The 26,688-nt window shown below is 68.4% G+C and carries 23 protein-coding genes; 14 read left to right on the top strand and 9 right to left on the bottom strand.

Annotated elements, in window-relative coordinates; all coding sequences use genetic code 11:
• Nucleotides 1–51: 51 nt before the first annotated feature.
• A complete protein-coding gene (gene hutU / locus AC07OZ_RS23585) occupies nt 52–1,749 on the bottom strand; it encodes a urocanate hydratase (RefSeq protein ID WP_495469502.1) in 1,698 nt (565 codons plus the stop codon).
• A gap of 141 nt (nt 1,750–1,890) precedes the next feature.
• Here hutU and hutC point away from each other — a divergent pair, with 141 nt between their 5' ends.
• The 7 genes from hutC (at nt 1,891) to AC07OZ_RS23550 (ending at nt 10,186) form a co-directional block, all read left to right on the top strand.
• Nucleotides 1,891–2,625, top strand: a complete 735-nt coding sequence (gene hutC, locus AC07OZ_RS23580; RefSeq protein ID WP_495469501.1) for a histidine utilization transcriptional repressor HutC — start codon at nt 1,891–1,893, stop codon at nt 2,623–2,625.
• A 73-nt stretch (nt 2,626–2,698) separates the two neighbouring features.
• Nucleotides 2,699–3,253 (top strand): HutD/Ves family protein, encoded by a 555-nt coding sequence (locus AC07OZ_RS23575; RefSeq protein ID WP_495469500.1) that lies wholly within the window; start codon nt 2,699–2,701, stop codon nt 3,251–3,253.
• On the top strand, nt 3,250–4,503 hold the full coding sequence (gene hutI, locus AC07OZ_RS23570) for an imidazolonepropionase (RefSeq protein WP_495469499.1): 1,254 nt from the start codon (nt 3,250–3,252) through the stop codon (nt 4,501–4,503). The genes AC07OZ_RS23575 and hutI overlap by 4 nt, the downstream gene beginning before the upstream one ends.
• A 27-nt stretch (nt 4,504–4,530) precedes the next feature.
• Nucleotides 4,531–5,355: an N-formylglutamate deformylase gene (gene hutG, locus AC07OZ_RS23565; RefSeq protein WP_495469498.1), complete on the top strand. Its 825-nt coding sequence runs from the start codon at nt 4,531–4,533 to the stop codon at nt 5,353–5,355.
• Entirely contained in the window at nt 5,352–6,707 is a 1,356-nt protein-coding gene (hutF, locus tag AC07OZ_RS23560; RefSeq protein WP_495469497.1) for a formimidoylglutamate deiminase, read from the top strand. Before hutG ends, hutF begins: the two co-directional genes overlap by 4 nt.
• 87 nt (nt 6,708–6,794) lie before the next feature.
• A complete protein-coding gene (locus AC07OZ_RS23555; RefSeq protein WP_495469496.1) occupies nt 6,795–8,351 on the top strand; it encodes a methyl-accepting chemotaxis protein in 1,557 nt (518 codons plus the stop codon).
• A 278-nt stretch (nt 8,352–8,629) separates the two neighbouring features.
• A complete protein-coding gene (locus tag AC07OZ_RS23550) occupies nt 8,630–10,186 on the top strand; it encodes a methyl-accepting chemotaxis protein (protein WP_495469495.1) in 1,557 nt (518 codons plus the stop codon).
• A gap of 15 nt (nt 10,187–10,201) precedes the next feature.
• On the opposite strand, the gene AC07OZ_RS23545 is transcribed toward AC07OZ_RS23550, so the two are convergent.
• On the bottom strand, nt 10,202–11,884 hold the full coding sequence (locus tag AC07OZ_RS23545) for a GGDEF domain-containing protein (protein ID WP_495469494.1): 1,683 nt from the start codon (nt 11,882–11,884) through the stop codon (nt 10,202–10,204).
• A gap of 110 nt (nt 11,885–11,994) precedes the next feature.
• Between AC07OZ_RS23545 and AC07OZ_RS23540 the strand changes: the two genes are divergently transcribed.
• Nucleotides 11,995–12,873, top strand: a complete 879-nt coding sequence (locus tag AC07OZ_RS23540; protein ID WP_495469493.1) for a DUF429 domain-containing protein — start codon at nt 11,995–11,997, stop codon at nt 12,871–12,873.
• 54 nt (nt 12,874–12,927) lie between these two features.
• Nucleotides 12,928–13,860, top strand: coding sequence for a ketopantoate reductase family protein (locus AC07OZ_RS23535; RefSeq protein ID WP_495469492.1), 933 nt, complete (start codon nt 12,928–12,930; stop codon nt 13,858–13,860).
• Between the two features lie 95 nt (nt 13,861–13,955).
• On the opposite strand, the gene AC07OZ_RS23530 is transcribed toward AC07OZ_RS23535, so the two are convergent.
• The 5 genes from AC07OZ_RS23530 to AC07OZ_RS23510 form a co-directional block, all read right to left on the bottom strand.
• Complete coding sequence (locus AC07OZ_RS23530) at nt 13,956–14,486, bottom strand: Csu type fimbrial protein (protein ID WP_495469491.1); 531 nt, start codon at nt 14,484–14,486, stop codon at nt 13,956–13,958.
• Between the two features lie 299 nt (nt 14,487–14,785).
• Nucleotides 14,786–15,706, bottom strand: coding sequence for an arginase (gene rocF, locus AC07OZ_RS23525; protein ID WP_495469490.1), 921 nt, complete (start codon nt 15,704–15,706; stop codon nt 14,786–14,788).
• A 43-nt stretch (nt 15,707–15,749) separates the two neighbouring features.
• Nucleotides 15,750–16,697 carry an LOG family protein gene (locus AC07OZ_RS23520; protein ID WP_495469489.1) on the bottom strand — a complete coding sequence of 316 codons (948 nt, stop codon included), beginning with the start codon at nt 16,695–16,697 and terminating at the stop codon, nt 15,750–15,752.
• Between the two features lie 120 nt (nt 16,698–16,817).
• Entirely contained in the window at nt 16,818–17,567 is a 750-nt protein-coding gene (locus AC07OZ_RS23515) for a HesA/MoeB/ThiF family protein (RefSeq protein WP_495469488.1), read from the bottom strand.
• Nucleotides 17,568–17,570: 3 nt separating this feature from the next.
• Nucleotides 17,571–18,731, bottom strand: coding sequence for a trypsin-like peptidase domain-containing protein (locus AC07OZ_RS23510; RefSeq protein ID WP_495469487.1), 1,161 nt, complete (start codon nt 18,729–18,731; stop codon nt 17,571–17,573).
• 13 nt (nt 18,732–18,744) lie between these two features.
• Here AC07OZ_RS23510 and AC07OZ_RS23505 point away from each other — a divergent pair, with 13 nt between their 5' ends.
• Together AC07OZ_RS23505 and pdxA are read left to right on the top strand one after the other, a co-directional pair.
• Nucleotides 18,745–19,497, top strand: coding sequence for a Nif3-like dinuclear metal center hexameric protein (locus AC07OZ_RS23505; RefSeq protein ID WP_495469486.1), 753 nt, complete (start codon nt 18,745–18,747; stop codon nt 19,495–19,497).
• Nucleotides 19,494–20,522, top strand: coding sequence for a 4-hydroxythreonine-4-phosphate dehydrogenase PdxA (pdxA, locus tag AC07OZ_RS23500; protein ID WP_495469485.1), 1,029 nt, complete (start codon nt 19,494–19,496; stop codon nt 20,520–20,522). The genes AC07OZ_RS23505 and pdxA overlap by 4 nt, the downstream gene beginning before the upstream one ends.
• Before the next feature lie 22 nt (nt 20,523–20,544).
• Here the strand turns inward: pdxA and AC07OZ_RS23495 are convergent, their stop codons facing one another.
• Both AC07OZ_RS23495 and mscL read right to left on the bottom strand, forming a co-directional pair.
• Nucleotides 20,545–22,965, bottom strand: coding sequence for a DUF1631 family protein (locus tag AC07OZ_RS23495; RefSeq protein ID WP_495469484.1), 2,421 nt, complete (start codon nt 22,963–22,965; stop codon nt 20,545–20,547).
• A gap of 117 nt (nt 22,966–23,082) precedes the next feature.
• Nucleotides 23,083–23,526: a large conductance mechanosensitive channel protein MscL gene (gene mscL / locus AC07OZ_RS23490; RefSeq protein WP_067276605.1), complete on the bottom strand. Its 444-nt coding sequence runs from the start codon at nt 23,524–23,526 to the stop codon at nt 23,083–23,085.
• Between the two features lie 221 nt (nt 23,527–23,747).
• Here mscL and petA point away from each other — a divergent pair, with 221 nt between their 5' ends.
• Genes petA through AC07OZ_RS23475 form a run of 3 tightly spaced genes read left to right on the top strand, consistent with a single transcriptional unit; the run spans nt 23,748 to nt 26,586 of the window.
• On the top strand, nt 23,748–24,344 hold the full coding sequence (gene petA / locus AC07OZ_RS23485) for a ubiquinol-cytochrome c reductase iron-sulfur subunit (protein WP_067276601.1): 597 nt from the start codon (nt 23,748–23,750) through the stop codon (nt 24,342–24,344).
• Between the two features lie 32 nt (nt 24,345–24,376).
• Nucleotides 24,377–25,777, top strand: a complete 1,401-nt coding sequence (locus tag AC07OZ_RS23480; RefSeq protein ID WP_495469483.1) for a cytochrome b — start codon at nt 24,377–24,379, stop codon at nt 25,775–25,777.
• 26 nt (nt 25,778–25,803) lie between these two features.
• A complete protein-coding gene (locus AC07OZ_RS23475; protein ID WP_495469482.1) occupies nt 25,804–26,586 on the top strand; it encodes a cytochrome c1 in 783 nt (260 codons plus the stop codon).
• Nucleotides 26,587–26,688 lie beyond the last annotated feature (102 nt).

Raw genomic sequence — 26,688 nt, 5'->3', positions numbered from 1 at the left:
GGGAACTCGGATCGAATCTGATTCGGTTTCTGGAGAAGGGCCAGGAGGCGCTCAGCGGCCCAGCATCGGCAGCTTCAGGCCGCGTTCCTGCGCGGTCTTCTGCGCCAACTCGTAGCCCGCGTCGGCGTGGCGCATGACGCCGGTGCCGGGGTCGTTCCACAGCACGCGGGAGAGGCGCTTGTCCGCGGCTTCGGTGCCGTCGCAGACGATGACCACGCCGCTGTGCTGCGAGTAGCCCATGCCCACGCCGCCGCCGTGGTGCAGCGAGACCCAGGTCGCGCCGCCGGCGGTGTTGAGCATCGCGTTGAGCAGCGGCCAGTCGGAGACGGCGTCGGAGCCGTCCTGCATCGACTCGGTCTCGCGGTTGGGGCTGGCGACCGAGCCCGAATCCAGGTGGTCGCGGCCGATGACGATCGGCGCCTTCAGCTCGCCGGTGCGGACCATCTCGTTGAAGGCGAGGCCGGCCTTGTGGCGCTCGCCCAGGCCCAGCCAGCAGATGCGCGCGGGCAGGCCCTGGAAGGCGATGCGCTCGCGGGCCATGTCCAGCCAGCGGTGCACGCCGGCATGGTGCGGGAACAGCTCCTTGATCTTGGCGTCGGTCTTGTAGATGTCCTCCGGATCGCCGGACAGCGCGACCCAGCGGAACGGACCGCGACCTTCGCAGAACTGCGGGCGCACGTAGGCGGGCACGAAGCCGGGGAAGTCGAAGGCGTTCTTCACGCCCTGGTCGAAGGCGACCTGCCGGATGTTGTTGCCGTAGTCGACGGTCGCGATGCCCATGGCTTGGAAGTCCAGCATCGCCTGCACGTGCACGGCGCAGCCGCGCGCGGCGGCGGCCTTCAGGTCGGCGTGCTTGGCCGGATCGGCGGCCGCGGCCTTCCATTGCTCGACGGTCCAACCCACCGGCAGGTAGCCGTTGATCAGGTCGTGCGCCGAGGTCTGGTCGGTGACCAGGTCCGGCTTGATCGCGCTGCCGGCCTTCACGCGCGCGACCAGCGCGGGCAGGACCTCCGCCGCGTTGCCCAGCAACGCGATGGAGACGGCCTTCTTCTCGGCCGTGTACTTCGCGATGCGGGCCAGCGCGTCGTCGAGGTCGGTCGCCTGTTCATCGACGTAACGCGTCTTCAGGCGGAAGTCGATGCGCGACTGCTGGCACTCGATCGTCAGCGAGCAGGCGCCGGCGAAGGTCGCCGCCAGCGGCTGGGCGCCGCCCATGCCGCCCAGGCCCGCGGTCAGCACCCAGCGGCCGACCATGTCGCCGCCGAAGTGCTGGCGGCCGGCTTCGGCGAAGGTCTCGTAGGTGCCCTGCACGATGCCCTGCGAGCCGATGTAGATCCACGAGCCGGCCGTCATCTGGCCGTACATCATCAGGCCCTTGCGGTCGAGCTCGTTGAAGTGCTCCCAGTTGGCCCAGGCCGGCACCAGGTTGGAGTTGGCCAGCAGCACGCGCGGCGCGTCGACGTGCGACGGGAAGACGCCGACCGGCTTGCCGGACTGGATCAGCAGCGTCTCGTCCTCGTCGAGGTTCTTGAGCGACGTCAGGATCTGCTCGAAGCAGTCCCAGTTGCGCGCCGCCTTGCCGATGCCGCCGTAGACCACGAGCGCATCGGGGTTCTCGGCCACGGCCGGATCCAGGTTGTTCTGGATCATCCGGTAGGCGGCCTCGATCAGCCAGTTCTTGCAGCTCAGCTGCGTGCCGGTGGGCGCGCGCACCGGGCGCGGCTGAGCGGTGGAAGGGGTCGTCGTCATCGATGTCTCCTGGTCTGAGCTGCGAGTTCCGGCCGCCATGGATCATGCCGCCGGCCGGTTCTTTGCGGTCCGATGGGGCGCGATCATAGGAGTGGTTTTCATGGTTGTCTATACAAGTACAGTCAAGTAGGATTCCGCCCCATGGCGATCCCCTCATCGAGCGCGGCCGGCAACGGCCCCTCGCCGCAATACCTGAAGGTGAAGACGCATCTGCGCGAAGGCATCGCCGGCGGACGCTGGCGGCCGGGCGAGCGTCTGCCGTCCGAAGCGGAACTGACCGAGACCTTCGGCGTGAGCAGGATGACGGTGAACCGCGCGCTGCGCGAGCTGCATCAGGAAGGCATGATCGAACGCGTGCAGGGCGTCGGCACTTTCGTCGCCGAGCTGCACCGGATCGCGTCCACGCTGACCGTGCGCGACGTGCATGAAGAGATTGCCGAGCGCGGCCATCGTCACGAGGCCAAGGTCCATGTGCTGGAGACGCTGAAGGCCAGCGCCGAGCAGGCCGCGATGCTGGGCCTGCGCGCCGGCGCGACCTTGTTCCACAGCGTCATCGTGCACCGCGAGAACGGCATCGCGATCCAGTGCGAGGACCGCCTCGTCAATCCGGCCTGCGCACCGGCCTACATGGACCAGGATTTCGAGCGCGTGACGCCGACGCACTACCTGCTCGAGGTCGCGCCGCTGTCGGAGGCGCGCTATACGATCGAGGCGGCGATGCCCACGGCGCTCGAGGCGAAACTGCTGGGCATGCCGCGCGGCGAGCCCTGCCTCGTCGTGAAGCGGGCGACGTCGAGCCTGGGCCGCACGGTGACGGCGGTGCGATTGGTGCATCCGGCCAGCCGCTATTTCTTGGAAGGCAGCTTCCAGGCGTGACGTTTGGTGACGTATCGGCAGGGGCGGTTCTTTGAAAATCCCGGGCTTCAACAAAACCAACAATCAGTCGGACATGAGCTGGATGAGGATCACCGCCGACGAGGTCGCACCGACCCCGTGGCGCAATGGAGGAGGCCGGACGCGCGAGCTGCTCGCCTGGCCGCATGTGGCGGACTGGAAGGTCCGCGTCAGCATCGCGGACATCGACCGCGATGGTCCGTTCTCGGCCTTCCCGGGCGTGGACCGCTGGTTCGGCGTGCTGTCGGGCGGCGGGGTGATCCTGCGCGGCCGCGCGCTGAAACCGAACGAGGGCATCGTGCAGTTCGCCGGCGAGGACGCGCCGAACTGCGTGCTCATCGACGGTCCGACGCAGGACTTCAATGCGATGCACCGCCGCGACGCGGGCGTGTTCCGCGTGCAGCCGGCGGACCGGCCCGTGATCCCGCACGGGGCGCAGTGGCTGGGCTTGTTCACGCAGGAGGGCGGAATGATCATCCACGGTCACCGGTCGGTGCCGCTGGCGCCGCACACGCTCGCCTGGTGCGAATCGCCGGCCTCGCAGAGCTGCGTCTTCGACGACGGCGATCAACACGGCCCCGCGTGGTGGCTGATCTGGAGCGAGTCATGACGAACGGGTCCTCGACGGCAGGCGTGGTTTCGACAGACGCGCCGCGGCGCGTGCTGTATGCCAATGCGACGCTGACCACCCTGGCGGGCGACCGCGACTGGGGCCTGGTCGACGACGGCGCCTTGCTCGTCGAGGGCGAGGAACTGCGCTGGGTCGGACCGATGGCGGACCTGCCGGCCGATCTGCGCGACAGCGCCGTCGAGCTGCGCGATCTCGGCGGTCTGCTGGTGACCCCGGGTCTGATCGATTGCCATACCCATCTGGTCTACGGCGGCGAGCGCTCGGCGGAATTCGAATTGCGTCTGCAGGGCGCCACCTACGAAGAGATCGCGCGCGCCGGCGGCGGCATCCGCTCGACGGTCGCCGCGACGCGGGCGGCGAGCGAGCAGGACCTCCACACGCTGGCGGTGCAGCGCGCCCGCGCGCTGATGGCCGAAGGGCTGACGACGCTGGAAGTGAAGTCCGGCTACGGCCTGTCGCTGGCGGACGAGGCCAAGTGCCTGCGTGTCGCGCGCCGGTTGGCGGCGCTCGGTCTGACGGTGAGGACGACCTACCTCGGCGCGCACGCGTTGCCGCCGGAGTTCGACGGCCGTCAGGACGCGTATGTCGATGCCGTCTGCGCCTGGCTGCCGGAGCTGCATCAGCAGGGCCTCGTCGATGCGGTCGATGCCTTCTGCGAGCGCATCGGCTTCACGGCCGACCAGACGCGCCGCGTGTTCGAGGCCGCCCGCGCGCTCGACCTGCCGGTGAAGCTGCACGCGGAGCAGCTCAGCGATCAAGGCGGCGCCGCGCTCGCGGCCGGGTTCAATGCGCTCTCCTGCGATCACCTCGAATACCTCAGCGACGCCGGCATCGCGGCGATGGCGCGTTCCGGCACCGTGGCGGTGCTGCTGCCCGGCGCCTTCTACTTCCTGCGCGAGACGAAGCTGCCGCCGATCCAGGCGCTGCGCGACGCCGGCGTGCCCATCGCGCTGGCGACCGATCACAACCCGGGCAGTTCGCCCGGACTGTCGCTGCTGCTGATGCTCAACATGGCCTGCACCTTCTTCCGAATGACGCCGGAAGAGGCTTTGCGCGGCCTGACGGTGAATGCGGCGCGGGCGCTTGGCTTGCCCGATCGCGGGCGGCTGGCCGCCGGTCAACGCGCCGATTTCTGCATCTGGGAAGCCGCGCATCCGCGCGAGCTGGCCTACTGGTTCGGGCGCAATCCGCTGCGGCAGACCGTCGTCGGCGGACAGCCGCGCGGCTGAGGCGCCAGGAGACACGAGGAACGAGCGATGAAGCACGACGTCTTTGAACTGCGGCGCGGCCGCACCCCGCTGCTGATCAGCATGCCGCACGTGGGCCGCGAGATCCCGGCGGACCAGCATCACCGCTACGTGGAGCGCGCGCTCGGCAGCGAGGACACCGACTGGCACCTGGAGCCGCTGTACGCGCCGATCGCCGAGCAGCTCGGCGCCGGGCTGCTGGTGCCGCGCTTCTCGCGTTACCTGATCGACCTGAACCGCCCGCCCGAGGACACGCCGATGTATCCCGGCGCCTCCAACACCGAGCTGTGCCCGACGCGCTTCTTCACCGGCGAGCCGCTCTACAAGGACGGCCTCGCGCCCGATGCGGAAGAGAAGCAACGCCGCATCGAGACCTACTGGGCGCCGTACCACCAGACGCTGCAGGGCGAGTTGCAGCGGCTGCGCCAGGAGCACGGCTTCGCGCTGCTGTTCGAGGCGCACAGCATCCGTTCGGAGCTGCCCTGGCTCTTCGAGGGCCAACTGCCCGACCTGAACATCGGGACCGTCGAAGGCAAGTCCTGCAAGCAGGTCACGCGCCAGGCGATGGAGATCGCGCTGCAGGCGCAGGACCGCTTCAGCTGGGTCGTCGACGGGCGTTTCAAGGGCGGCTACATCACGCGCCAGTACGGGCGGCCGGAGCTCGGCCAGCAGGCCGTGCAGCTGGAGATGTGCTATCGCTGCTACATGGTCGAGAACGACCTGGGCTACACCGGGTATGAACTGGATGTGGCCTGCGTCGAGCGTGTCCGGCCGGTGCTGACGACGCTGCTGCAGGCCTATCTGCTGGCCAATCCGACGCGGAACGCCGCATGAGTCCGGCGACCTTCCACGCGCCGCTGGCATGGCTCGCCGGACGTTGGCAGGCGGACGTGCTGATGCGCGTCGGGGCCGATGGCCATTGGGTTGAACTCGTCGCCGGCGCGCCGGCCCCGGCGGACGCTGTCCGCCTGAGCGGGCCAGTGATGCCGACGCTGGTCGACGCGCACAGCCACGCGTTCCAGCGCGCCTTCGCCGGCCTGTCCGAGCAGCGCGACAGCGACAGCGACGACTTCTGGTCCTGGCGCGACCGCATGTACGGCGTCGCGCTGCGCGTGACGCCGGCGCAGCTGAAGACCATCGCGGCGCAGCTCTACACGGAGCTGCTGGCCGGGGGCTACACGCAGGTCTGCGAGTTCCACTACCTGCATCACCGCGAGGACGGAACGCCGTACGAGGACGAACTCGCCATGGCGATGGCGCTGGCCGAGGCGGCCCAGGAGACCGGCATCGGCCTGACGCTGCTGCCGGTGCTGTACGCCCATGCGGGCTTTGCGCACAAGGGCTTGAAGGACACGCAGCGGCGCTTCCGCACCGATGCGGAATGGGTGTGGCGCGCCTGCGAGCGCATCAACGCGGCCGGCCTGCCGCTGGTGCGCTCTGGCGTGGCGGTGCACTCCTTGCGTGCCGCGCACGCCGACGATGTGCGGGCGCTGCAGGCGCTCGTCGGCGACGCGGACATTCCCATCCACGTGCATGTCGCGGAGCAGCAGCAGGAAGTCGACGACTGCCTCGCGTCCACCGGCAAGCGGCCGATCGACCTGCTGGCCGACTACGGACTCGATCCGCGCTGGCACCTGGTGCACGCCACGCACAGCACGCGGGACGAGATCGCGCGCATCGCCGCGAGCGGCGCGGGCGTCGTGATCTGCCCGGGCACCGAAGGCAACCTCGGGGACGGCTTGGCGGACCTGCCCGGCTGGCTGGGAGCGGACGTGCCGCTGACGGTGGGCTCGGACAGCCAGGTCACGCGCGGCTGGGTCGAGGAATTGCGCTGGCTGGAGTACGGCCAGCGACTGGGCCAGCAGCGGCGCAACGTCGCGGCGCGGCCGGGGCGGCAACCGTCGACGGCCGCACGCCTGTTCGACGCTTGCGTCGCGGGCAGCGCGCGGGCGGCGGGCCTGGACGCATGGGGCCTGCGGACCGGCGCGCGTGCGGACTTCCTGGTGCTCGACACGGCGGCGAGCGGCCTGGCCGGACTGCCGGACGCGGCGCTGCTGGACGGGCTGATCTTCGCCAGCCAGGGAGTCCCCTGGCGCGAGGTTTACGTCGCCGGCGAACGCCGCGTCATCGACGATCCTCGGCGGCGCGAAGACTTCGTCGAGACGATGAACGCGCTCTGGCGCTGATCCTCGACACCCCCGTTTCCGCAGGATGTCCGGCTGGCACGCCGGCTGCTAGGCTTTTCCCACTCCTTCTACACCGTTGGGAATGCCATGTGGTCCATGCGCAACTTCACGATCCGGACGCGACTCATGGCGCTCGGCCTGTTGTCGGTGTTCGCCTTGCTGCTGATCGGCGGCGACGGCCTGTGGGCGATGGCCCGCACCAAGCAGGACTTCGAGCACTACGTGCAGCAGGACGTCGAGTCGCTGGTGCAGCTCTCCGAGATCCGGGCCGGTGTCGGCAACCTGCGGCGCTACGAGAAGGACATGCTGATCAACATCGGCGACGACGCCGCGGTGAAGCGCTACCAGGACGAATGGCGCAAGGCCTTCGAGGGCGTCAACAAGAGCCTGGACACGATCGGGCAGCTCGACATCCTGCCGGAGATCAAGTCGATGCCGCCGGCGATGAAGGCCTCGCTGGGGAGTTATCGCAGCGGACTCGACGGCATCGTCGAGCGCATCCTGAAGCAGGAGTTCGTCGATTCCGCCGAGGCCAACCGGCAGACGGAGCCGATCAAGGGGCCGGTCCGCGAGATGGACAAGCAGCTCGGGGCCATGACGAAGGCGATCATGGAACGCGGCAACCAGGAGGTGCAGCGCATCGACGGGGAAGAGCGCCGGGTCCGGATGGCACTGGGCGGCGTGATGCTCGTGGGCATGCTGGTGATCGGGACCTTCACCTTCTTCAACATCGCGTCGATCCTGACGCCGCTGGCGCAGGCGGTCAGCACGACCGAGCGCATCGCGCGCCAGGATCTGAGCGAACGCCTCGACGTGCTCGGTACCGACGAGACGGCCGCGATGATGCGCGGCGTGCAGGGGATGCAGACGTCGATCCGCGGCGTGGTCAGCGGCGTGCGCAGCGCCACCGACAGCATCGCGACGGCGTCGCGCGAAGTGGCGGCCGGGGCGCACGACCTCAGCCATCGCACGGAGCAGGCGGCGTCCAACCTCGAGGAGACCGCGTCGGCGATGGAGCAGCTCACCGCGAGCGTGCAGCACAACGCGGACTCGGCGCGGCAGGCCAAGGCGCTGGCGGAAGAGGCGGCGGGCGCCGCCGGGCGCGGCGTCGACGTGGTCGGGGAAGTCGTGCAGACGATGGGGAAGATCAGCGCGTCGTCCGCGCGCATCGGCGACATCATCGGCACCATCGACGGGATCGCGTTCCAGACCAACATCCTGGCGCTGAACGCGGCCGTCGAGGCAGCCCGCGCGGGCGAGCAGGGACGCGGTTTCGCGGTCGTCGCGAGCGAAGTGCGATCGCTCGCGCAGCGCAGCGCGGAAGCGGCCAAGGAGATCAAGCAGCTGATCACCACGAGCGGTGAAAGCGTCTCCAGCGGCGCCGCCCTCGTCGAGCGCGCCGGGCAGACGATGAACGAGATCTCCGAATCGATCACGCGCGTGTCGCGCATCGTGGCTGAGATCAGCCACGCCACGACCGAACAGAGCGGCGGCATCAACCAGATCGGCTCGGCGATCTCGCAGCTGGATCAGATGACGCAGCAGAACGCGGCGCTCGTCGAGGAGTCGGCGGCCGCGGCGCAGAGCCTGCAGCATCAGGCGGATGCGCTGTCCCAGTCTGTGGCGGTGTTCAAGCTCGGTTGAAGACCTGCCCTTCATCTGTCGGGGCGTTGGCCGCCAGAGCGCAGGGCCTTGGCGTCAAGCGCCAAGACCCCGCGCTCTGCCGTCCCCGATCACTGTCGTACTTCTGCGGATTTGCTACCGGGGACTTCGGAAGATTTTCGGGGCGGACTTCGGGTGGGGGCGTTCGTGACATCCGTTCGGGAGGACTCCACGGTGGACAGGGTTTAGAGTGCGGCGTCCTCGGGCGCTGGCATGACGGCTGCTAGGCTTTTCCCATCGATCCATCTCGTTGGGAAAACATGCAGTCTCTGCGCAACTACACGATCCGGACCCGCCTGCTGGGTCTGGGTCTCCTGTCCGTCCTCGCACTCCTGCTCATCGGCGGCGCCGGCCTCTGGGCGATGGGCAGCTCGCGTGCCGACTTCCAGCAGTACGTCGCGCAGGACGTGGGTGCGCTGACGCAACTCTCCGAAGTCCGTGCCGGCATCGGCAACCTGCGCCGCTTCGAGAAGGACATGCTCATCAACATCGGCGACGACGGCACCGTCAAGCAGGCGCAAGCCGATTGGCAGAAGACCTACGCCGGTGTGATCCGCTCGCTCGACACGCTGTCCACGCTCGAGGTCAGCCCGGAGATCCGCGGACTGCCGCCCAAGCTCAAGCAGTCGCTCGAAGCCTACAAGGCCGGCGTGGACGACATCGCCAAGCGCATCCTGAATGCCGACTTCGTCGATGCCGCCGAGGCGAACCGCTCCACCGACGCCATCAAGGCGCCCGTGCAGGCGATGGACAGCGGCGTCGGCGAGATGACGAAGGCCATCCTGCAGCACGGCCAGGACGAGGTGGAACGCCTCGGTACGCGCGAATTGAGCGTGCGCGGCGTGCTCGGTGTCGTCATGGCAGTGGGCGTGGCGCTGATCGCGCTGCTGACGGTGCTGAACATCCGCTCGATCCTGGCACCGCTGGCCCAGGCCGTGCGCACGACCGAACGCATCGCCCGCAAGGACCTGAGCCAGCCCGTCGAGGCGGAAGGCTCGGACGAGACGGCCGCGATGGCGCGCGGCGTGCAGGGCATGCAAGCCTCGATCCGCGAGGTCGTCAGCGGCGTGCGCAACGCCACCGACAGCATCGCGACGGCGTCACGCGAAGTGGCCGCCGGCGCGCACGACCTGAGCCAGCGGACCGAGCAGGCCGCGTCGAACCTGCAGGCCACCGCGTCGGCGATGGGTCAGTTGACGTCGAGCGTGCAGCACAACGCGGCGTCCGCCGGCGAGGCGAAGGCGCTGGCCGAGCAGGCCGCCGAGGTCGCCGTCCGCGGCGTGAGCGTGGTGGGCGAGGTCGTGCAGACGATGGGCCGCATCAGCACCTCGTCGGCGCGCATCGGCGACATCATCGGCACCATCGACGGGATCGCGTTCCAGACGAACATCCTGGCGCTGAACGCGGCGGTCGAAGCCGCCCGCGCGGGTGAGCAGGGCCGCGGCTTCGCCGTCGTCGCGAGCGAGGTGCGATCGCTCGCGCAGCGCAGCGCCGAAGCCGCGAAAGAGATCAAGCAATTGATCACCGCCAGCGGCGAGAGCGTCTCCAGCGGCGCCGCGCTCGTCGAGCGCGCCGGGCAGACGATCAACGAGATCTCCGACTCGATCTCGCGCGTGTCGCGCATCGTGGCCGAGATCAGCCACGCCACCGCGGAGCAGAGCGGCGGCATCAACCAGATCGGCTCGGCGATCTCGCAGCTGGATCAGATGACGCAGCAGAATGCCGCGCTGGTCGAGGAGTCCGCCGCCGCGGCGCAGAGCCTGCAACACCAGGCCGACGCGCTCGCCCAGTCGGTCGCGGTCTTCAAGCTCCGCTGACCGGGCGCTCCCGACTCAGCAGGGCATGAACTGCACGCGGTTGCGCCCCGCGTGCTTCGCGGCATAGAGCGCCTGGTCCGCCGTCTCGACCAGGGGGGCCGGCTTAGCGGGCGGCTCGCCCGCAGCCAGGCCGATGGAGACGGTGACCTGCAGTCCCTCCACCAGTTCGCCCCAGTGGTGGCTGGCGATGGCGGCGCGCAGTCGCTCGCAGATGTCCTGGGCGCGTTCGGGCGGGACGCCGACGAAGACCAGCATGAACTCCTCGCCGCCGACCCGCGCCAGCAGGTCCGCGCTGCGCAGCTGACGGCGCAGCACCTGCGCGACCTTCTGCAGCGCCTGGTCGCCGACGCCATGTCCGAAGGCGTCGTTGACCTGCTTGAAGTGGTCGATGTCCAGCAGGCCCAGCGAGATCGGTTTGTCCTCCTGCCTGGCGCGCTCCAGCAGCAGGGGCAGCGCGAACTCCGCATGCCGGCGGTTGTTGAGTCCCGTGAGTGCGTCTTCATGCGCCATGCGGCCGAGTTCCGCCGCCTGCCGCCGCAGTCGCTGCTGTTCCTGTTCCGCGAGATCCGCGCGCTCGCGTTCGCGTCGCGCGTCCTGCATCGCATGTTCGGCGCGTGCCTGCGCTTGCTGGAATTCCTGGCGGATCAGCATCGCCTCGGTCTGCAGGGCCATCGCATTGCGCGCGGACTGGCGCTCCAGCGCGGTCAGCTGCTCGTGCGCCGCCAGGGCCCGCGCCGCGTCGCCGCGGAGCTTGTAGCCGCGATAGATCGCCAGCGTGAGCTGCCGCCGCAGCCGGGCGGGCAGCGATTGCGGCGCCTGCTGGCCCACCAGGTCCTGGAGCGTCTCGAGCGCGGGCAATGCGTCCTGCGCGCCGGCGGCATCGTCGCGCTTGAGCTGCAGCAGCGCCCGCTGCGCCCGGGCCTGCAGCACCATGCCGGCATAGCCGTGGCGCTGCGCCAGACGCTCGTATTCATCGGCGATCTGGAGCGCCTCGTCGATCGCACCGGTGCCGAGCTGCAGCTCGACCAGGTTGGACAGCGACACGACGACCAGGAACGGGTTGCCTTCTTCGCGCACCAGCGTCGCCGCCCGCACTGCATACGGCTCAGCCTGCGCGAGCGCCTCGGCGGAGGCGGTCCGGTCCTCGTCGCGGATCGCTTCGGCATGCGCCTGCAGCCAGAAGTGCGCGAGGTTATTCAGGCAGGAGAGCAGCAACTCGCGCTCGCCCGGGGCTTGCTGCTGGGCGATCTCCAGGGCCTGCAGCGTCTGCTGGCAGGCCTGCTCGACCTGGTCCGAGACCGCGAAGGCCACGGCCAGCCGGTTCAGCGCCCAGGCTTCTCGCGCGGCGTCCTCGGCGCGGCGCGCGGCGGCCAGGGCCTGCCAGCCGGCCTGCATGGCGTCCCGGCCCATCTGGAACTGCGCGTAGACGTAGCAGAGCTCGGTGAGCGCCTCGGCCGTCCAGACGTCCTGGTCGTCGCCATCGATCAGCCGGACCAGCGCCGCGGCCTCGCTCGCGCGCCGCAGCGCGCCCGGCAGGTCGCCCTGTCGCGGCAGGTTGTGGGCGATGAGGATCAGCGCCCGTGCCCGGTCGCGCACCGTGTCGGCGGCCACCAGGGACAGCTCCAGCGCATCGGTGGCGTCGCGGTAGGCGCCGCGGCGGCTCAGATGCTGGGCTCGGGCCAGTTCGCGTTGGAACAAGGCGGACTCTCCTCCGTCGATGTTGTCGACCTTGATGGCACAGCATTCGCCGCCGCATAGCGCACGTCAATGGCGGCATGCCTGAGTGGACGATGGATACAGTCGCGTGCATGGCAAAAGTCTCGAAAGCGCCGCCCGCATCCAGCCGCACCGCCGAATCGTCGCCGATCCCGGCGTCGGCGGACCGCGCGCTGGTGGGCGTCGACTTCACCAGCGCGCCGACGCCCCGCAAGCCGATCCGGTTGGCCATCGGTCGTCGGCAAGGGAGCGTCCTGAAACTGGAACGCCAGGTGGCGATCCCGACGCTGGAGGCCTTCGAATCGTGGCTCGGAGAGCCCGGGCCCTGGCTCGGCGGCTTCGACCTGCCGTTCGGGCTGCCGCGCGAGCTCATCGAGACGCTGGGCTGGCCCACCGAGTGGGCGCCGTTGATCGCGCACTACGCGAGCCTGTCGCGCGCCGAGATCCGGGACACCTTCGCCGCGTTCTGCAATGCGCGTCCGGTGGGCGGCAAATTCGCGCATCGCGCCTGCGACGGTCCCGCGGGGTCGTCGCCGAGCATGAAGTGGGTGAATCCACCCGTCGCCTACATGCTGCATGCCGGCGTGCCGCGCCTGGTGCGGGCGGGCGTGCATCTGCCGGGGCTCCATGCCGGCGACGGGACGCGCGTGGCGCTGGAGGCCTATCCGGGGCTGCTGGCGCGCGAATTGATCGGCACCCGCAGCTACAAGAGCGACGATCGCGCCAAGCAGACGCCCGATCGCTTGATCGCCCGCAAGGACCTGATCGAGGCGCTCGAACAGGGGCGCAGCCGTCTGGGCCTGCGGCTGAAGCTCAGTCACGCGCAGCGAGACGAGCTCGCCGATGACGGCAGCGGCGACAAGCTCGACGCGGTGCTCTGCCTCATGCAGGCCGCCTGGGCCGACGGGCGGCCGGACTACGGGCTGCCTGCCGACATGGATCCGCTCGAGGGCTGGATCGTCTGCGCCTGACGCGCTCCGCCGGCCGTTCCCCCTTCTTCAATCGCCAACAACGAGGACGACCCCATGACCCGCATCGATGACACGCCGACCCCGCAGACGCCGCTCCAGATCGCCGTGATGGGCGCCGGCGCCGTGGGTTGTTTCTTCGGCGGCATGCTCGCCCGGGCCGGGCACGACGTGACGCTGATCGGACGTCCGGCTCATGTGGAAGCCATCCGCGATCGCGGCCTGCGCATGGAGACACGGATGTTCGACGAGCAGGTCCGTCTGCGCGCCGACACCGAACCCTCCGCCGCACGCGGCGCGCAGGTGGTGCTGTTCTGCGTGAAGTCCACCGACACGGTGTCCGCCGCACAGGCACTCGCGCCTTACATCGGCGCGGAGACGCTGCTGCTGTCGATGCAGAACGGCGTCGACAACGCCGAGCGGCTGCGCGAGACGGTGCCGCAGCCGGTATCAGCGGCGGTGGTCTATGTCGCGACGGAGATGGCCGGTCCCGGCCACGTGAAGCACCATGGGCGCGGCGAGCTGGTCATCGAACCGGCGCCCAGCGCGGATCGGCTCGCGCGGGCGCTCATCGCGGCCGGCGTGCCCACCGAGGTCTCGGACAACGTGCGCGGCGCGCTCTGGTCCAAGCTGCTGATCAACTGCGCGTACAACGCGCTGTCCGCACTGGCGCAGCAGCCGTACGGCGAGCTGGTGAAGGGGGAGGGCGTCTGGACCGTGATGGACCAGCTCGTCGACGAGGGCCTCGCGGTGGCGGCGGCCGATGGCGTGACGCTGGTGGGAGACGTCCGCCAGGCCGTGCGCCAGATCGCCGAGACGATGCCGGGACAGTTCTCGTCGACCGCGCAGGACATGAGCCGCGGCAAGCGTACCGAGATCGACCACCTCAACGGCTTCCTGGTCCGCCGCGGCGAGGCGCTGGGCGTGCCCACGCCGGCGAACCGCGTGCTGCACACGCTGGTGCGGCTCGCGGAACTCAGTCGGGATTGAGAAACCGGACAGACCTGGTCCGGCCATGAAAAAGCCGGGTCAAGCCCGGCTTCGAAGGGGAGCGCGACCTGTGGTCGCGGCTCAATCGTTGACGCTCAGTAGGTGATGGTCAGCGTGACCGTGTCAGCGTAGTTGCCGGGCACGATGCCGGCCAGCGACGGCAGGCGGCCGTAGACGGTCAGCTGCTGCTGGCTGCCGGTGCCGGTGCCGGTGTACACGCCGCTGCTGTTGCCGTCGCCCCAGACCTGGGTCCGGCCAGCGTCGAGGTACAGCTGGTACGGCAGGCTGTTGTTGCCACTCTTCATCACGCGCGATCCGAAGGCCGATGCGTTGCCCGCGTTGGCGCCGGCACTCAGCGCGACGCTGTAGGGCGTGGTCTTCGTGCAGGTGACGTTGAGCGCGGTCGACGCGTCCACCGGGCCGGGCGTCTGCAGCGGATCGATCGAGCCGCCGAAGGTCAGCGTGCTGCCGGTGACGTTGCAGGCGACCAGGATGGTGGCGCCGACCTGGAAGGTGCCCGAACCGCTTGTCGGTGTGGCGGCGTGGCTGACACCGATGGCGCCAACGATGGCCGCGGCGATGGCCAACGTTCGCGAGAGAACTGAAGACAACTGACGTGACAACATGGTTGGGTTTCGATTCTTGCGTCGCAGGTGTCGGCGGGCTGCAATGACGTCGGCGCGATGCACTCCAATGTCGGGCCTCTTTGCCGTCCCTGGGTATCAATTGGACACGATTTTGTCAGTTTCACTCTGTGAGCCACTTCACGGATCGTGGGCATCGGCCTAGAGAGTGCCGTCCAATTGGGGAGGAGTGCTCCTCATTTTGATTGGTATCGCAACCATCGCTGTCGGGAAGCTGACCGATGTCCCGCATGTGACGCAAGTCTCACGTCGAGCATCGGCACGCCCGCGTCAATGGCCGATCACTTGCGCATCAACGTGGACTTGCCGAACAGTGACTCGACCAGATCCACCGCCACCAGCGCGGTCTTGTTGCGGACATCCAGCGCCGGGTTGAGCTCCATGATGTCCAGCGAGCCCAGCCGGCCCGTGTCCGCGATCATTTCCATGCACAGCTGCGCTTCGCGGTAGGTCGGTCCGCCGGGGATGGTGGTGCCGACCCCGGGCGCGACGTCCGGATCGAGGAAGTCGACGTCGAAGCTCACGTGCAGGTGGGTGTTGGCGTCCATCGTCGCCAGCGCCAGCTCCATCGTGTGGCGCATGCCCATCTCGTCGATGTAGCGCATGTCGAAGACCTCGAGACCGACCTCGTGCACGAAGCGCTTCTCGCCTTCGTCGACGCTGCGGATGCCGATCTGGCGGATCCACTTCGGATCGATCGCCGGGACCTTGCCGCCGATCTCGATCAGTTCCTGCGGGCCGTAGCCGCACAGGCACGCGACCGGCATGCCGTGGATGTTGCCGCTGGGCGTGAGCTTGCTGGTGTTGAAGTCGGCATGCGCGTCCAGCCACAGCACGCGCAGTTTCTTGCCCGTGTCGCGGCAGTGGTGGGCCACTGCGGCGATCGATCCCAGGCCGAGGCAGTGATCGCCGCCGAGCAGGACGGACATGCGTCCGGCGTTGAGCTCCGCATAGACCGCGTCGTGCACGGCCCGGTTCCAGGCCGTCACTTCGTCCAGATGGCGGTAGCCATCGGTCGGCGGCTGCCAGGGATTGGAGGGCCCGACGAGGTTGCCGCAGTCCTTGACCTCGACGCCGTGCGCCCGCAGCGCCTCGGCGAGCCCGGCGACCCGCAGGGCCTCCGGTCCCATGCTGGCGCCCCGAGCGCCGGCCCCCACGTCGGTCGGGGCGCCGATCAGGCTCACGTGTCGTGCTGCGGTCATGGTCGAACCTCTCTTGCTTGCTGGAAGGCCCCGCGGGGCCGGATCAGGTGCCGTCGGCCGGGACCGCGCCGGTCCCTGGATGGCCGTTCGTGCCATTCGTGCCGTTAGAGCCATTCGTGGCGCCGCCGATGTCGTATTCCTTCATCAGCAATGCCCAGGCTTCGTCGGCGGTCTCAACGTAGTGGAAGAGCTGCTCGTCGCCCGGGCTGATCATGCCGGTGTCGATCAGCAGCTCGAAGTCGATCAGGCGCGACCAGAAATCGCGTCCGAACAGCAGGATCGGGCGCCGCCGGCACTTGCCGGTCTGGATCAGCGTCAGCGTCTCGAAGAGCTCGTCCAGCGTCCCGTAGCCGCCCGGGAACGCCGCCAGCGCCACCGACCGCATCAGGAAGTGCATCTTGCGCAGCCCGAAGTAGTGGAAGCGGAAGCAGAGTTCCGGGGTGATGTACTGGTTCGGGCGCTGTTCATGCGGCAGCACGATGTTCAGGCCGATGCTGCGGCCGCCGGCTTCGTGCGCGCCGCGATTGCCGGCTTCCATGATGCCGGGACCACCGCCGGTGACCACGTACAGCGGGTGCGCGAAGTCCTTGGTCGTCTCGGTGACCAGCCGCGCGAACTTGCGCGCTTCCTCGTAGTAGCCGCTCATCACCAGACGACGCTCGGCGCGTTGCACCGCCGCCTCGTCCTTGGCGGCACGGGCCGCGTCGACAGCGGCTTGCGCCGACTCGCGATCGGCGATGCGCGCGCTGCCGAAGATCACCACCGTCGACTGGATATTGAGTTCCTGCTGGATCAACTCGGGCTTCAGCAACTCCAGCTGCATGCGCACCGGGCGCAGCTCCGGTCGGACCAGGAAGTCCGTGTCGGTGAACGCCAACTGGTAGGCGGCGGGCGGATTGGCGTCGAAAGCCGCGTCGAAAGTGGCCTGCTGCTGGGCTTCCTCCTGTGCGGAAGGGAAGTTGCGGGCGGTGAGTTTGTCGCTTCTGATCATGATTCGTTGGCCCGAAAGCTTACGGGCGTTGCCACTTAATTTCTGTTCGTTCCCCGGGGCAGGACACGGCCCAGGATGTTGGTTTGTTGCGTTCGCTCGTGATCGCCATCGGTGCCGGGGTCAGTCCTTGCCGCAACACGGGCAACGCGGGTCGCGGGCGACCTTGAGGTCGGTCCATTCCATGCGGCGGGCGTCCAGCATCAGGAGGCGGCCCGGCAGTGTCGACCCCATGCCCGTCAGCAGCTTGAGGGCTTCGGCCGCCTGCATGCTGCCGATGATCCCGACCAGAGGCGCGAACACGCCCATCACCGCGCAGCGCTGCTCTTCCGGCGGCTGGTCCGCGGGGAACAGGCAGGCATAGCAGGGGAATGCGCGATCGCGGCTGTCGTAGACGCTCAGTTGGGCATCGAAGCCCAGCGCCGCGCCCGACACCAACGGCCTGCCGTGTTTCACGCAGGCGGCGTTGACGAGGTGGCGCGTCGGGAAGTTGTCGGTGCAGTCGAGCACGACATCGGCCAGCGGCACCAGTTCGTCGAGCAGCGCCGCGTCGGCGCGCTCGGTGATGGCCTGGACGCGGGGCTCCGGATTGATCGCCGCGATGCCGGCGGCGGCCGACTCGGCCTTGGGCTGGTCCACGCGCGCGAGGCTGTGGGCGATCTGGCGCTGGAGATTGGTCACGTCGACGCGGTCGTGATCGACCAGCGTGATGCGGCCGACGCCCGCGGTGCCCAGGAACAGCGCCGCGGGTGACCCGAGCCCGCCCGCGCCGATCACCAGCGCGTGCGCGTCCAGCAGGCGTTGCTGGCCCTCGACGCCGATGTCATCCAGCAGGATGTGGCGCGAGTAGCGCAGCAGTTGGTCGTCATCCATGGCTCATTCCGGCACGGCGTCGTCGGTCGTCTGCGGCTGCCGCAGGCCGACCTGCAGCGGCAGCTTCAGCGCGTCCTTGCCACGCTGTACCGTGATCAGTGTCTGGCTCTCCGGTTTCAGCGCCGCGACGACGTTGACGAGCTCGCGCGGAGACCGCACCGGCTGGCCCGCCACCTCGGTGACGACGTCGCCGGCCTCCAGGCCGGCCTTGGCCGCCGGGCTCGCCTTGAAGACTTCCTTGACCAGCACGCCGTGTTCCACCGAGAGCTTGAGCGTTTCCACGACCTCGGCGTTGATGTCGCCGGTGATCACGCCCAGCCAGCCGCGCGAGACCTTGCCGTCCTTCACCAGCGCTTCCAGCACCTGGTACGCCGAATCCACCGGGATCGCGAAGCCGATGCCCAGGCTGCCTCCGCCGGTGCGCGAGTAGATCGCCGTGTTGATGCCGACCAGCCGCCCCTGCACGTCGACGAGCGCGCCGCCGGAATTGCCGGGGTTGATCGCGGCGTCGGTCTGGATGAAGTTCTCGAAGGTGCTCAGGCCGAGCTGCGTGCGGCCCAGCGCGCTGATGATGCCCGACGTGACCGTCTGGCCGACGTTGAACGGATTGCCGATGGCCAGCACCACGTCGCCGACCTGCAGCTCGCCGGCCTTGCCGGGATGGATCACCGGCAGCGGCGGCGGCAGCGTGATGCGCAGCACGGCCAGGTCGGTTTCCGGATCGGTGCCGACCAGGCGCGCCGGCGTGTCGCGGCCGTCGGCGAGCTGCACGCGAATCTCGGTCGCACCGGCGACGACATGGTTGTTGGTCAGCACGTAGCCTTCGGGGGAGACGATCACCCCCGAACCCAAACCCATCTGCGGGCGCTGCTGCTGCGGGCGCTTGCCGAAGTGGAAACGCAGCCAGGGGTCGGCGTCGATCTCGCGCTGGCTGGGGGCCGGCTTGTTGGCGAGCACCGCGACGACCGCCGGCGACGCCGCCTGCGCCGCCGCGGCGAAGCTGAACTGGACCGACGCGCGCGGCGGCGCGCCCGCGGCGGCCGGCAGCGTGGGCACGACCTTGGGCGCCTCGTGCAACCATTCGGGCTTGAGCGTCGATACGACGAAGTAGCCGGCCAGCGCCACCGTGGTGGCCTGGGAGAAAATCAGCCAGGTTTGACGCAAGAGAGATCCTGTCATGGCACATCGCACGGAGCTGGAGCGGCTGCTCGCCGCCACGCTGGAGCCCACGCGTTTCAAGGATTATGGGCCGAACGGTCTTCAGGTCGAGGGCCGCGACCAGATCCGGCAACTGGTGTGCGGGGTCACCGCGAGCCTCGCGTTGATCGACGCTGCCATCGAGTCCGACGCCGACGCGATCCTGGTCCACCACGGCCTGTTCTGGCGCGGTCAGGATGGTCGGGTCACTGGCTGGATGAAGCAGCGGTTGTCGCGTCTGCTGACGAACGAGGTCAATCTGTTCGCCTACCACCTGCCGCTGGACGCGCATCCTGAACTCGGCAACAACGCGCAACTCGCGAAACATCTGGGCTGGGCCGCCGAAGGCCGTTTCGGCGAGCAGGACCTGGGCAACATCGGCGCGCTGCCGGCGGCGTTCGAGTCGTTGGCGGCGCTGGGCGCCCATGTCGAACAGCGGCTCGGGCGAGCCACGATCCAGGCTGCCGGCGATGGCCGTCCGCTCAAGCGCGTCGCGTGGTGTACCGGAGGGGCGCAGGGATACTTCGAGGCGGCGATCGCCGCGGGCGCGGACGTGTTCATCACGGGGGAGATCTCCGAGCCACAGGCGCACTACGCGGCGGAGACCGGCGTGGCGTTCATTGCTGCCGGCCACCACGCGACCGAACGCTACGGCGTGCAGGCGCTGGGACGTCAGGTGGCTGAGCAATTGGGCCTGCAGTACCGTTTCATCGACATCCCGAACCCCGCATGAGCGCCGTCGTCGAGAGTTCCCGGCCCCTGCTGCTGACGATGGGCGATGCCTGCGGCATCGGCCCCGAGATCGCCGTCGCCGCGTGGGCGCAGAATCGCGGGGCGGACCTGCGTCTGGTCGGCGACGTCGACGTGTTCCGGCGCGCGCTGCGCTTCATGGGCTTGCGCCTGCCGGTGGCGCTGCTCGAGCGCGCCGACGATCCGGCACCGCCCGATTGCCTGCCGGTGTGGCAGCCACCGGGTCTGCCGGAGGATCTGCTCGCGCAGCCGTTGGGCCAGGTCAGCGCCGCGGCGGGTGCGGCGGCAGCCCGTTGCATCGTCGCCGCGACGAAAGAGCAACGGGCAGGTCGGTCGCGCGCGCTCGTGACGGCACCCATCCACAAGGAAGCCCTGCATGCCGCCGGAATCGACCATCCGGGCCATACCGAACTGCTGCAGGCGCTGTGCGCCGACACGGATGGCCGGCTGCCGCCGGTGCGGATGATGCTCGCCAACGAGGAGCTTCGCGTCGTGCTGGTGACCATCCACGTGGCGCTCCGCCAGGCGGTCGATCAGATCACCACCGGCCGCGTGCTGCAGACGATCCGCATCGCCGACGCCGCCCTGCGTCGTGCGGGCATCGCCGCGCCCCGCATCGCGGTGGCGGGCCTGAATCCGCATGCGGGCGAGGGCGGATTGTTCGGCGGCGAGGAGATCGAGCACATCGCGCCGGCGATCGAACAGGCGCGGACCTTGGGCATCGATGCAAGTGGTCCGTTCGCGCCGGACACGGTGTTCATGCGGGCACGACATGCACCGCCGAAGCATCCGGGCGAGTTCGACGTGGTGGTCGCGATGACCCACGACCAGGGGCTGATCCCGGTGAAGTACCTCGGTGTGGAGGAGGGCGTCAACGTGACGCTGGGCCTGCCGCTGGTGCGGACGAGTCCCGATCACGGCACCGCCTTCGATATCGCCGGGACGGGGCGCGCGGATCCGTCGAGCATGAACGCGGCGATCCGCATGGCCCGCGCGCTGGCGGGCTGAGCGTCCGTCCGGCAGGCCGGCTTCAGTGCTTGGCGCCGAGTGCGGCCAGTTGCTGCCGTGCACGCGCCGTGGCGCGCTCCAGCAGATGGGCGTGTTCGAACGCCCGCAGACGGCCCCCCTCGCACAGCTTGTGCAGCATGCGCGAGGTCATCGTCAGCGTCTCCTGGTGCTTCGTCCCGTGGGTGAAGATGAAGAAGCTGCGCGTGGCGCTGATGTGGGCGAGCCGCACCTTGATCCAGTCGCCGTCGCGGTGCATCCGGTAGGCGGTGCCGATCTGCAGGTGGTCGATCAGCAGTTCACCTGAAGGCGGGGAGGGCGCTTCTTCCGCGGCGGGCAGGCCGTCGATGCTGATGTCCACCGCCTGCAGCGGCTGGTGCTCGTCGGCGCCGAGGTCCAGGTCGATGTCGACATGGCCGTCCCAGTCGACGTGCTCGTCCTCCATCAGGCCGAGCCGCTTGGCTTCCTCGTCGGAGAGTTTCTCGCTCAGATCCAGGTCCAGCGGCGCGGCGCTGTTGTGCGCGGGCAGGTCCTGCTCGCGCGGGGGCGCCATGCCGAAGACGGACTCCAACTGCTTGGCCAGCAGGTTGTATTCCAGCGGGCTGAGGGCCTGGCCCTTCAGCGAATCGGCATGCGCGGGCAGCAGCTCCGCGAAGAACTTCTTGCGGTCCGGCTCGGGCCAGCGGACCATGTCCAGCCCTTCGTTGAGCGTACGCATCAGCACCGGCAGTGACGCCAGGAAGCCCTGGCGCTGCTGGGGCGTCGTCTTCGGCTGGACCGACAACACCAGATCGCGGCCCATGTTGCGCAGCCGCTCGACCAGTGTCGCGTCGAGGTCCGGATGACGCGAGGCGTGCACCAGGACCTCGCTCCAGGTCTGGGTGAGGAACTGGCGCAGGAAATCGCGCATGTCCACGCTGGACATCGCCTGCTGCAGCTGCTGCATGTAGCGGCGCTGCAGGCGCAGCTCCGTTTCCTTGCGCTCCAGCAGCGCGGCGGCATCGCCTTGCGATTTCAGCGTCTCGGCGGTCTGGTCCTGGATGAACTGTTCGAGCTGGCCCAGCTTCGACTCGTACAGCTCCATGCGGTCGAAGTCACCGCTGACGACGTCCTGGATCAGGTCGCGCACCAGGGCCAGGAAGGACTTGCCGGGCTCGTCGGTGAAGTCGTCGTAGGCCGCGGCCAGCGTCGCGATGCGATTGACCAGGCGCCGTACCGGGTGCCGGCGCGAAGAGAAGAAGGAGCGATCCCCCAACGCCGCGCGCAGCACGGGAAGCTGCAGGCGCGCGATCTGCTGCGCCATCAGCGGCGGCAGCTTGGCGTCGGACAGGATCTGGTCGAACAGGCCGGCGACGACGTCGATCACCATGTGATCGAGCGAGCCACTGGCCGCCTGCCGCAGTTCGTCGCGGTGCAGGTGGATCAGGTTGGGCGGCAGCACGATCGGGCCGCCTTCGACATAGCTGCCGGGATCGCCATCCCAGCCTTGCCACTGGCTGTTCACGGGCAGCCCGCCGCTGCCGGTCGCGGGCATGCCGACGGATGGGCTCATCGCCAGCCGCCGCATCAGGTCCATCAATTGCGGATCGACCGACCAGCCGCCCATGCCGCCACCGGCGTGGCCGCCGCCGGTCGTTGCATATCCATCAGGGCTGCCGCCGTGGAATCCGCCAGCCACGCTGTGGAGGCCGCCGGCACGGCTGCCGTGGACGGCGGCATGCAGCGCGCCGGGCAGGGTGGCGTAGCGGCTGTCGTGCAGCGGCACGCCGGACGTCGTGCCGCCATGCAAGGACTGACCCCGCGAGGATCCGGCGGTCGCCCGCACGCGCAGGTCCTGCGGACGCAGGCCGCGGCTGCGGAACAGGCCGGCGATGTCGGCATAGCAGGCGCGCATCTCCAGGGCCAACGCGCGGGTGAGCTCGTCTGTCAGGATCTGGCGCGTGTCCGCGTCGTCGGTGACGGCGTTGACGCCCTCGATCAGTGCCTGGGCGATCGCCTGCGGGCGTAGCGGGTGGCGGTCCTCCGCGATGCCGGGGATGTCGCCCATATAGGAACTGACTTCGCGCAGTTCCCATTCGCTCTGGTGCCCGAGCGCCAGACCGATCCGGTCGGTCGCGACCATCGTGTTGACCTGGTCGTCGTCCATCAGCGAGAGCTCGTCCCACTGCGTCGCCTTGGGCGCGGCACGGGATGCGGCGGTCGGGGCGGAGCCGGCACCCGGCGCCTCGGCGGCCTGCTGCCGGATCGACTGGTCGAAGCGCTGCGAGAACAGCGCCTGATGCTTCCGGAAAAGGAATTGCGCGGACAACAGCGAATCCCGCCGCTTGGCCTGTCCAGAGGACAGGGCGGCGAGACCGAGACCTTCAGCGCCGCGTTCCGCGGCTTGTTCCGCCGCCAGGCGTACGCGTTGGAGCGCTGCGTCGACGTGGGGGTTCAGACGGTTCATCGAGGCATCGAGCACATTGTGGTGACCGCACCACACGCCAAGTATCGGCGATGGCCATCCCCCGTCCGGGTGGGGCTCACCCGGCTTGTGCGCAAAAGGTGCTCATTGAGCGCAGATTTACGCTTTGTCACGCCTCAGCGCGTCGCGGATCTCGCGCAGCAGCTGGATGTCTTCCGGCGTGGCGGCGGGTTCGGCCGGGGCGGCGGGGGTGTCGCGCTTCAGGCGGTTCACCTGCTTCACCATGATGAAGATGATGAAGGCCAGGATGATGAAGTTCAACAGCACCGTCAGGAAGTTGCCGTAGGCGAAGAGCGGCACGCCCGCCTTGGTGAGGGCCTCGTAGGTCATCGGCCCGGCGTAGTTGGCGGGCGGATCCGACAGCATGACGAAGTAGCTGCTGAAGTCCAGTCCGCCGACCGCCTTGCCGACGATCGGCATGATCAGGTCCTTGACCACCGAGTCGACGATTTTTCCGAAGGCGGCGCCGATGATCACGCCCACGGCGAGGTCCATCACGTTGCCCTTGACGGCGAACTCACGGAATTCGGTCAAAAAACCCATCGCTTGCTCCTTGTGCTCCACGTGTGCGAAGGCGCCAACTACCAAGCGCTTTCCCGGGGGCGGCCTCCGCCTCCGGGCAAGCATCCTAACGGCGTTTGCACCACGACAAATGTCAACGTGGTGCACCGATGCACATCGGTAGAGCGCCTAGGGGCGGACAGGAAGTTTCTTACCTAGAATCTTTGGTTGCCCCTGATCAGAAGTTCCCTGTAAGGACCCTCATGAGTGACCCACAAGTGGACCAAGGCAAGCGCACCTGGCTGATCGCCACCGGCTGCGCGGGAGCAGTAGGCGGCGTGGCCACCGCCGTCCCGTTCGTCAGTACCTTCGCGCCGAGCGAGCGCGCCAAGGCAGCCGGTGCCGCCGTCGAGGTGGACATCGGCGGCCTCGCCCCCGGTCAGAAGCTGACCGTCGAATGGCGCGGCAAGCCCGTCTGGATCGTCCGCCGGACCAAGGAGCAGCTCGATGCGCTCAAGGGCAACGATCCGGAACTCGCCGACCCGCAGTCCGATCGCAAGGCCTTCCCCATTCCGGAGTACGCCAAGAACGAATGGCGCTCGCTCAAGCCGGAGTACCTGGTCGTCGTCGGCATCTGCAGCCATCTCGGCTGCTCGCCCAGCGAGAAGTTCCAGACCGGTCCGCAGCCCTCGCTGCCGGACAACTGGCATGGCGGCTTCCTCTGCCCCTGCCACGGCTCGACCTTCGACATGGCCGGGCGCGTCTTCAAGAACAAGCCCGCGCCCGACAACCTCGAGGTGCCGCCTTATGCGTTCCTGTCCGACACCCGGCTGTTGATCGGTGAAGACAAGAAAGCCTAATTCCCCAGGAACAGGACCGAGGCAGACAACACATGGCTGAATTCAAGGAAGCACCCGCCGGAGCCCCCTTGGGCGTCAAGCTGATGACCTGGGTGGACAACCGGTTCCCCGCGTCCAAGCTCTACAAGGAGCACATGTCGGAGTACTACGCTCCGAAGAACTTCAACTGGTGGTACATCTTCGGCTCGCTGGCGCTGCTGGTGCTGGTGATCCAGATCGTCACCGGGATCTTCCTGGTGATGCACTACAAACCGGACTCGACGCTCGCGTTCGCGTCGGTCGAATACATCATGCGGGACGTCCCCTGGGGATGGCTGATCCGCTACATGCACTCGACAGGCGCGTCGGCGTTCTTCGTCGTCGTCTACCTGCACATGTTCCGCGGGCTGCTGTACGGGTCGTACCGCAAGCCGCGCGAGCTGGTCTGGATCTTCGGCTGCGCGATCTTCCTGTGCCTGATGGCCGAGGCCTTCATGGGTTATCTGCTGCCCTGGGGCCAGATGTCCTACTGGGGCGCGCAGGTGATCGTGAACCTGTTCGCCGCCGTGCCCTTCGTCGGCAACGACCTGGCGCTGCTGATCCGCGGCGACTACGTGGTCGGGGATGCGACGCTGAACCGCTTCTTCAGCTTCCACGTGATCGCGGTCCCGCTGGTGCTGCTGGGGCTGGTCGTCGCGCACATCATCGCGCTGCACGAGGTGGGCTCGAACAACCCGGACGGTGTCGAGATCAAGGCGAAGAAGGGCGCGGACGGTCTGCCGCTCGACGGCATCCCGTTCCACCCGTACTACACGGTGCACGACATCTTCGGCGTCGGCCTCTTCCTGATGGCCTTCTCCGCGGTGATCTTCTTCGCGCCGGAACTGGGCGGCTACTTCCTGGAGTACAACAACTTCATCCCGGCCGACCCGCTGAAGACGCCGCCGCACATCGCGCCGGTCTGGTACTTCACGCCCTTCTATTCGATGCTGCGCGCCACCACCGACGTCATGGTCCAGGTGCTGTGCGGCGTGATCGCGCTGTCGGCGATTGTCACGCTGCTGCGCGGCGGGCTGTCGACGCTGGGCAAGGGGATCGTGGTGGTGGGGGCGGCGGTCGGCATCGCGCTGCTGCTGACCTTCGACGCGAAGTTCTGGGGTGTCGTCGTCATGGGCGGCGCGGTCATCATCCTGTTCTTCCTGCCCTGGCTGGACCACAGCCCGGTCAAGTCGATCCGCTACCGGCCCGACTGGCACAAGTACCTCTACGGCATCTTCGTGCTGCTCTTCCTCGTGCTGGGCTACCTGGGCGTCAAGCCGCCGTCGGATGCGGGAACGATCGTGTCGCAGATCGGCACGCTGTACTACTTCGGCTTCTTCCTGCTGATGCCGTGGTGGAGCAAGGCCGGCCAGTTCAAGCCGGTGCCCGATCGCGTCACGTTTCACCCGCACTGAACCGCCAACGTCACGGAGTCGAACGAATGAAGAAAATCATCGCCACGCTGCTGACGTCGCTGTGCCTGAGCGCGGGACTGACGTCGACGGCGCTCGCGTCTGAGGGCGGCATCGAGTGGGACCGTTTCCCGACGTCGAAGATGAACGATCTGGCCGCGCTGCAGCACGGCGCCAAGATCTTCGTCAACTACTGCCTGAACTGCCACAGCGCGAGCTTCATGCGCTACAACCGGCTGAAGGACATCGGCCTGACCGACGAGCAGATCAAGGGCAACCTGCTGTTCGCCGGAGACAAGGTGGGCGAGACGATGAAGGTCTCGCTGGACCCGAAACAGGCCAAGGAATGGTTCGGCGCGCTGCCGCCGGACCTCACCGTGATCGCCCGTTCACGGGCCGACGGTGCGAAGGGAACAGGGGCGGATTACCTCTATACCTACCTCAGAAAATACTACCGCGACGAAACCAAGGCCACGGGATGGAATAATCTCGCTTTCCCCAGCGTGGCCATGCCGCATGTGCTGTGGGAGCTCCAGGGCGTCCGCACCGCCAGGTTCGAGGAAGAAAAAGACCCGCATGACCCGGCCAAGGTCACGCATGTCTTCAAGGACTTCGTACAGGTGACGCCCGGGACGATGACACCGCAGCAATACGACGAGTCCGTTGCCGACCTGGTCGCCTATCTCCAGTGGATGGGCGAGCCGGCGCAAGGGACGCGTTTCCGGCTCGGGATCATCGTGGTGCTGTTCCTGCTGGGGTTCACCGTGTTCGCCTGGCGCTTGAATGCCTCCTTCTGGAAGGACATCAAGTAAGAACCGATGACTCGGCCGAAGGCCGGGTCCTCAAGCGCAGTGGGGCGCCGAACAGGCTCCCACTGCGTTGTCGTTTGTCTGTTCGGTCTTTGACCGCGCCGG

It is taken from the genome of Roseateles sp. GW821-FHT09G03 (genome assembly GCF_059416045.1).
The sequence above is the reverse complement of the archived record's forward strand: the minus strand, read 5'-3'. Positions and strand labels throughout refer to the sequence as shown.

Bases quoted from the DNA above. Each gene is read 5' to 3' on its own strand.
- hutU (WP_495469502.1), bottom strand. From the start codon at position 1,749: ATGACGACGACCCCTTCCACCGCTCAGCCGCGCCCGGTGCGCGCGCCC.
- hutC (WP_495469501.1), top strand. From the start codon at position 1,891: ATGGCGATCCCCTCATCGAGCGCGGCCGGCAACGGCCCCTCGCCGCAA.
- AC07OZ_RS23575 (WP_495469500.1), top strand. From the start codon at position 2,699: ATGAGCTGGATGAGGATCACCGCCGACGAGGTCGCACCGACCCCGTGG.
- hutI (WP_495469499.1), top strand. From the start codon at position 3,250: ATGACGAACGGGTCCTCGACGGCAGGCGTGGTTTCGACAGACGCGCCG.
- hutG (WP_495469498.1), top strand. From the start codon at position 4,531: ATGAAGCACGACGTCTTTGAACTGCGGCGCGGCCGCACCCCGCTGCTG.
- hutF (WP_495469497.1), top strand. From the start codon at position 5,352: ATGAGTCCGGCGACCTTCCACGCGCCGCTGGCATGGCTCGCCGGACGT.
- AC07OZ_RS23555 (WP_495469496.1), top strand. From the start codon at position 6,795: ATGTGGTCCATGCGCAACTTCACGATCCGGACGCGACTCATGGCGCTC.
- AC07OZ_RS23550 (WP_495469495.1), top strand. From the start codon at position 8,630: ATGCAGTCTCTGCGCAACTACACGATCCGGACCCGCCTGCTGGGTCTG.
- AC07OZ_RS23540 (WP_495469493.1), top strand. From the start codon at position 11,995: ATGGCAAAAGTCTCGAAAGCGCCGCCCGCATCCAGCCGCACCGCCGAA.
- AC07OZ_RS23535 (WP_495469492.1), top strand. From the start codon at position 12,928: ATGACCCGCATCGATGACACGCCGACCCCGCAGACGCCGCTCCAGATC.
- AC07OZ_RS23530 (WP_495469491.1), bottom strand. From the start codon at position 14,486: ATGTTGTCACGTCAGTTGTCTTCAGTTCTCTCGCGAACGTTGGCCATC.
- rocF (WP_495469490.1), bottom strand. From the start codon at position 15,706: ATGACCGCAGCACGACACGTGAGCCTGATCGGCGCCCCGACCGACGTG.
- AC07OZ_RS23520 (WP_495469489.1), bottom strand. From the start codon at position 16,697: ATGATCAGAAGCGACAAACTCACCGCCCGCAACTTCCCTTCCGCACAG.
- AC07OZ_RS23515 (WP_495469488.1), bottom strand. From the start codon at position 17,567: ATGGATGACGACCAACTGCTGCGCTACTCGCGCCACATCCTGCTGGAT.
- AC07OZ_RS23505 (WP_495469486.1), top strand. From the start codon at position 18,745: ATGGCACATCGCACGGAGCTGGAGCGGCTGCTCGCCGCCACGCTGGAG.
- pdxA (WP_495469485.1), top strand. From the start codon at position 19,494: ATGAGCGCCGTCGTCGAGAGTTCCCGGCCCCTGCTGCTGACGATGGGC.
- AC07OZ_RS23495 (WP_495469484.1), bottom strand. From the start codon at position 22,965: ATGAACCGTCTGAACCCCCACGTCGACGCAGCGCTCCAACGCGTACGC.
- mscL (WP_067276605.1), bottom strand. From the start codon at position 23,526: ATGGGTTTTTTGACCGAATTCCGTGAGTTCGCCGTCAAGGGCAACGTG.
- petA (WP_067276601.1), top strand. From the start codon at position 23,748: ATGAGTGACCCACAAGTGGACCAAGGCAAGCGCACCTGGCTGATCGCC.
- AC07OZ_RS23480 (WP_495469483.1), top strand. From the start codon at position 24,377: ATGGCTGAATTCAAGGAAGCACCCGCCGGAGCCCCCTTGGGCGTCAAG.
- AC07OZ_RS23475 (WP_495469482.1), top strand. From the start codon at position 25,804: ATGAAGAAAATCATCGCCACGCTGCTGACGTCGCTGTGCCTGAGCGCG.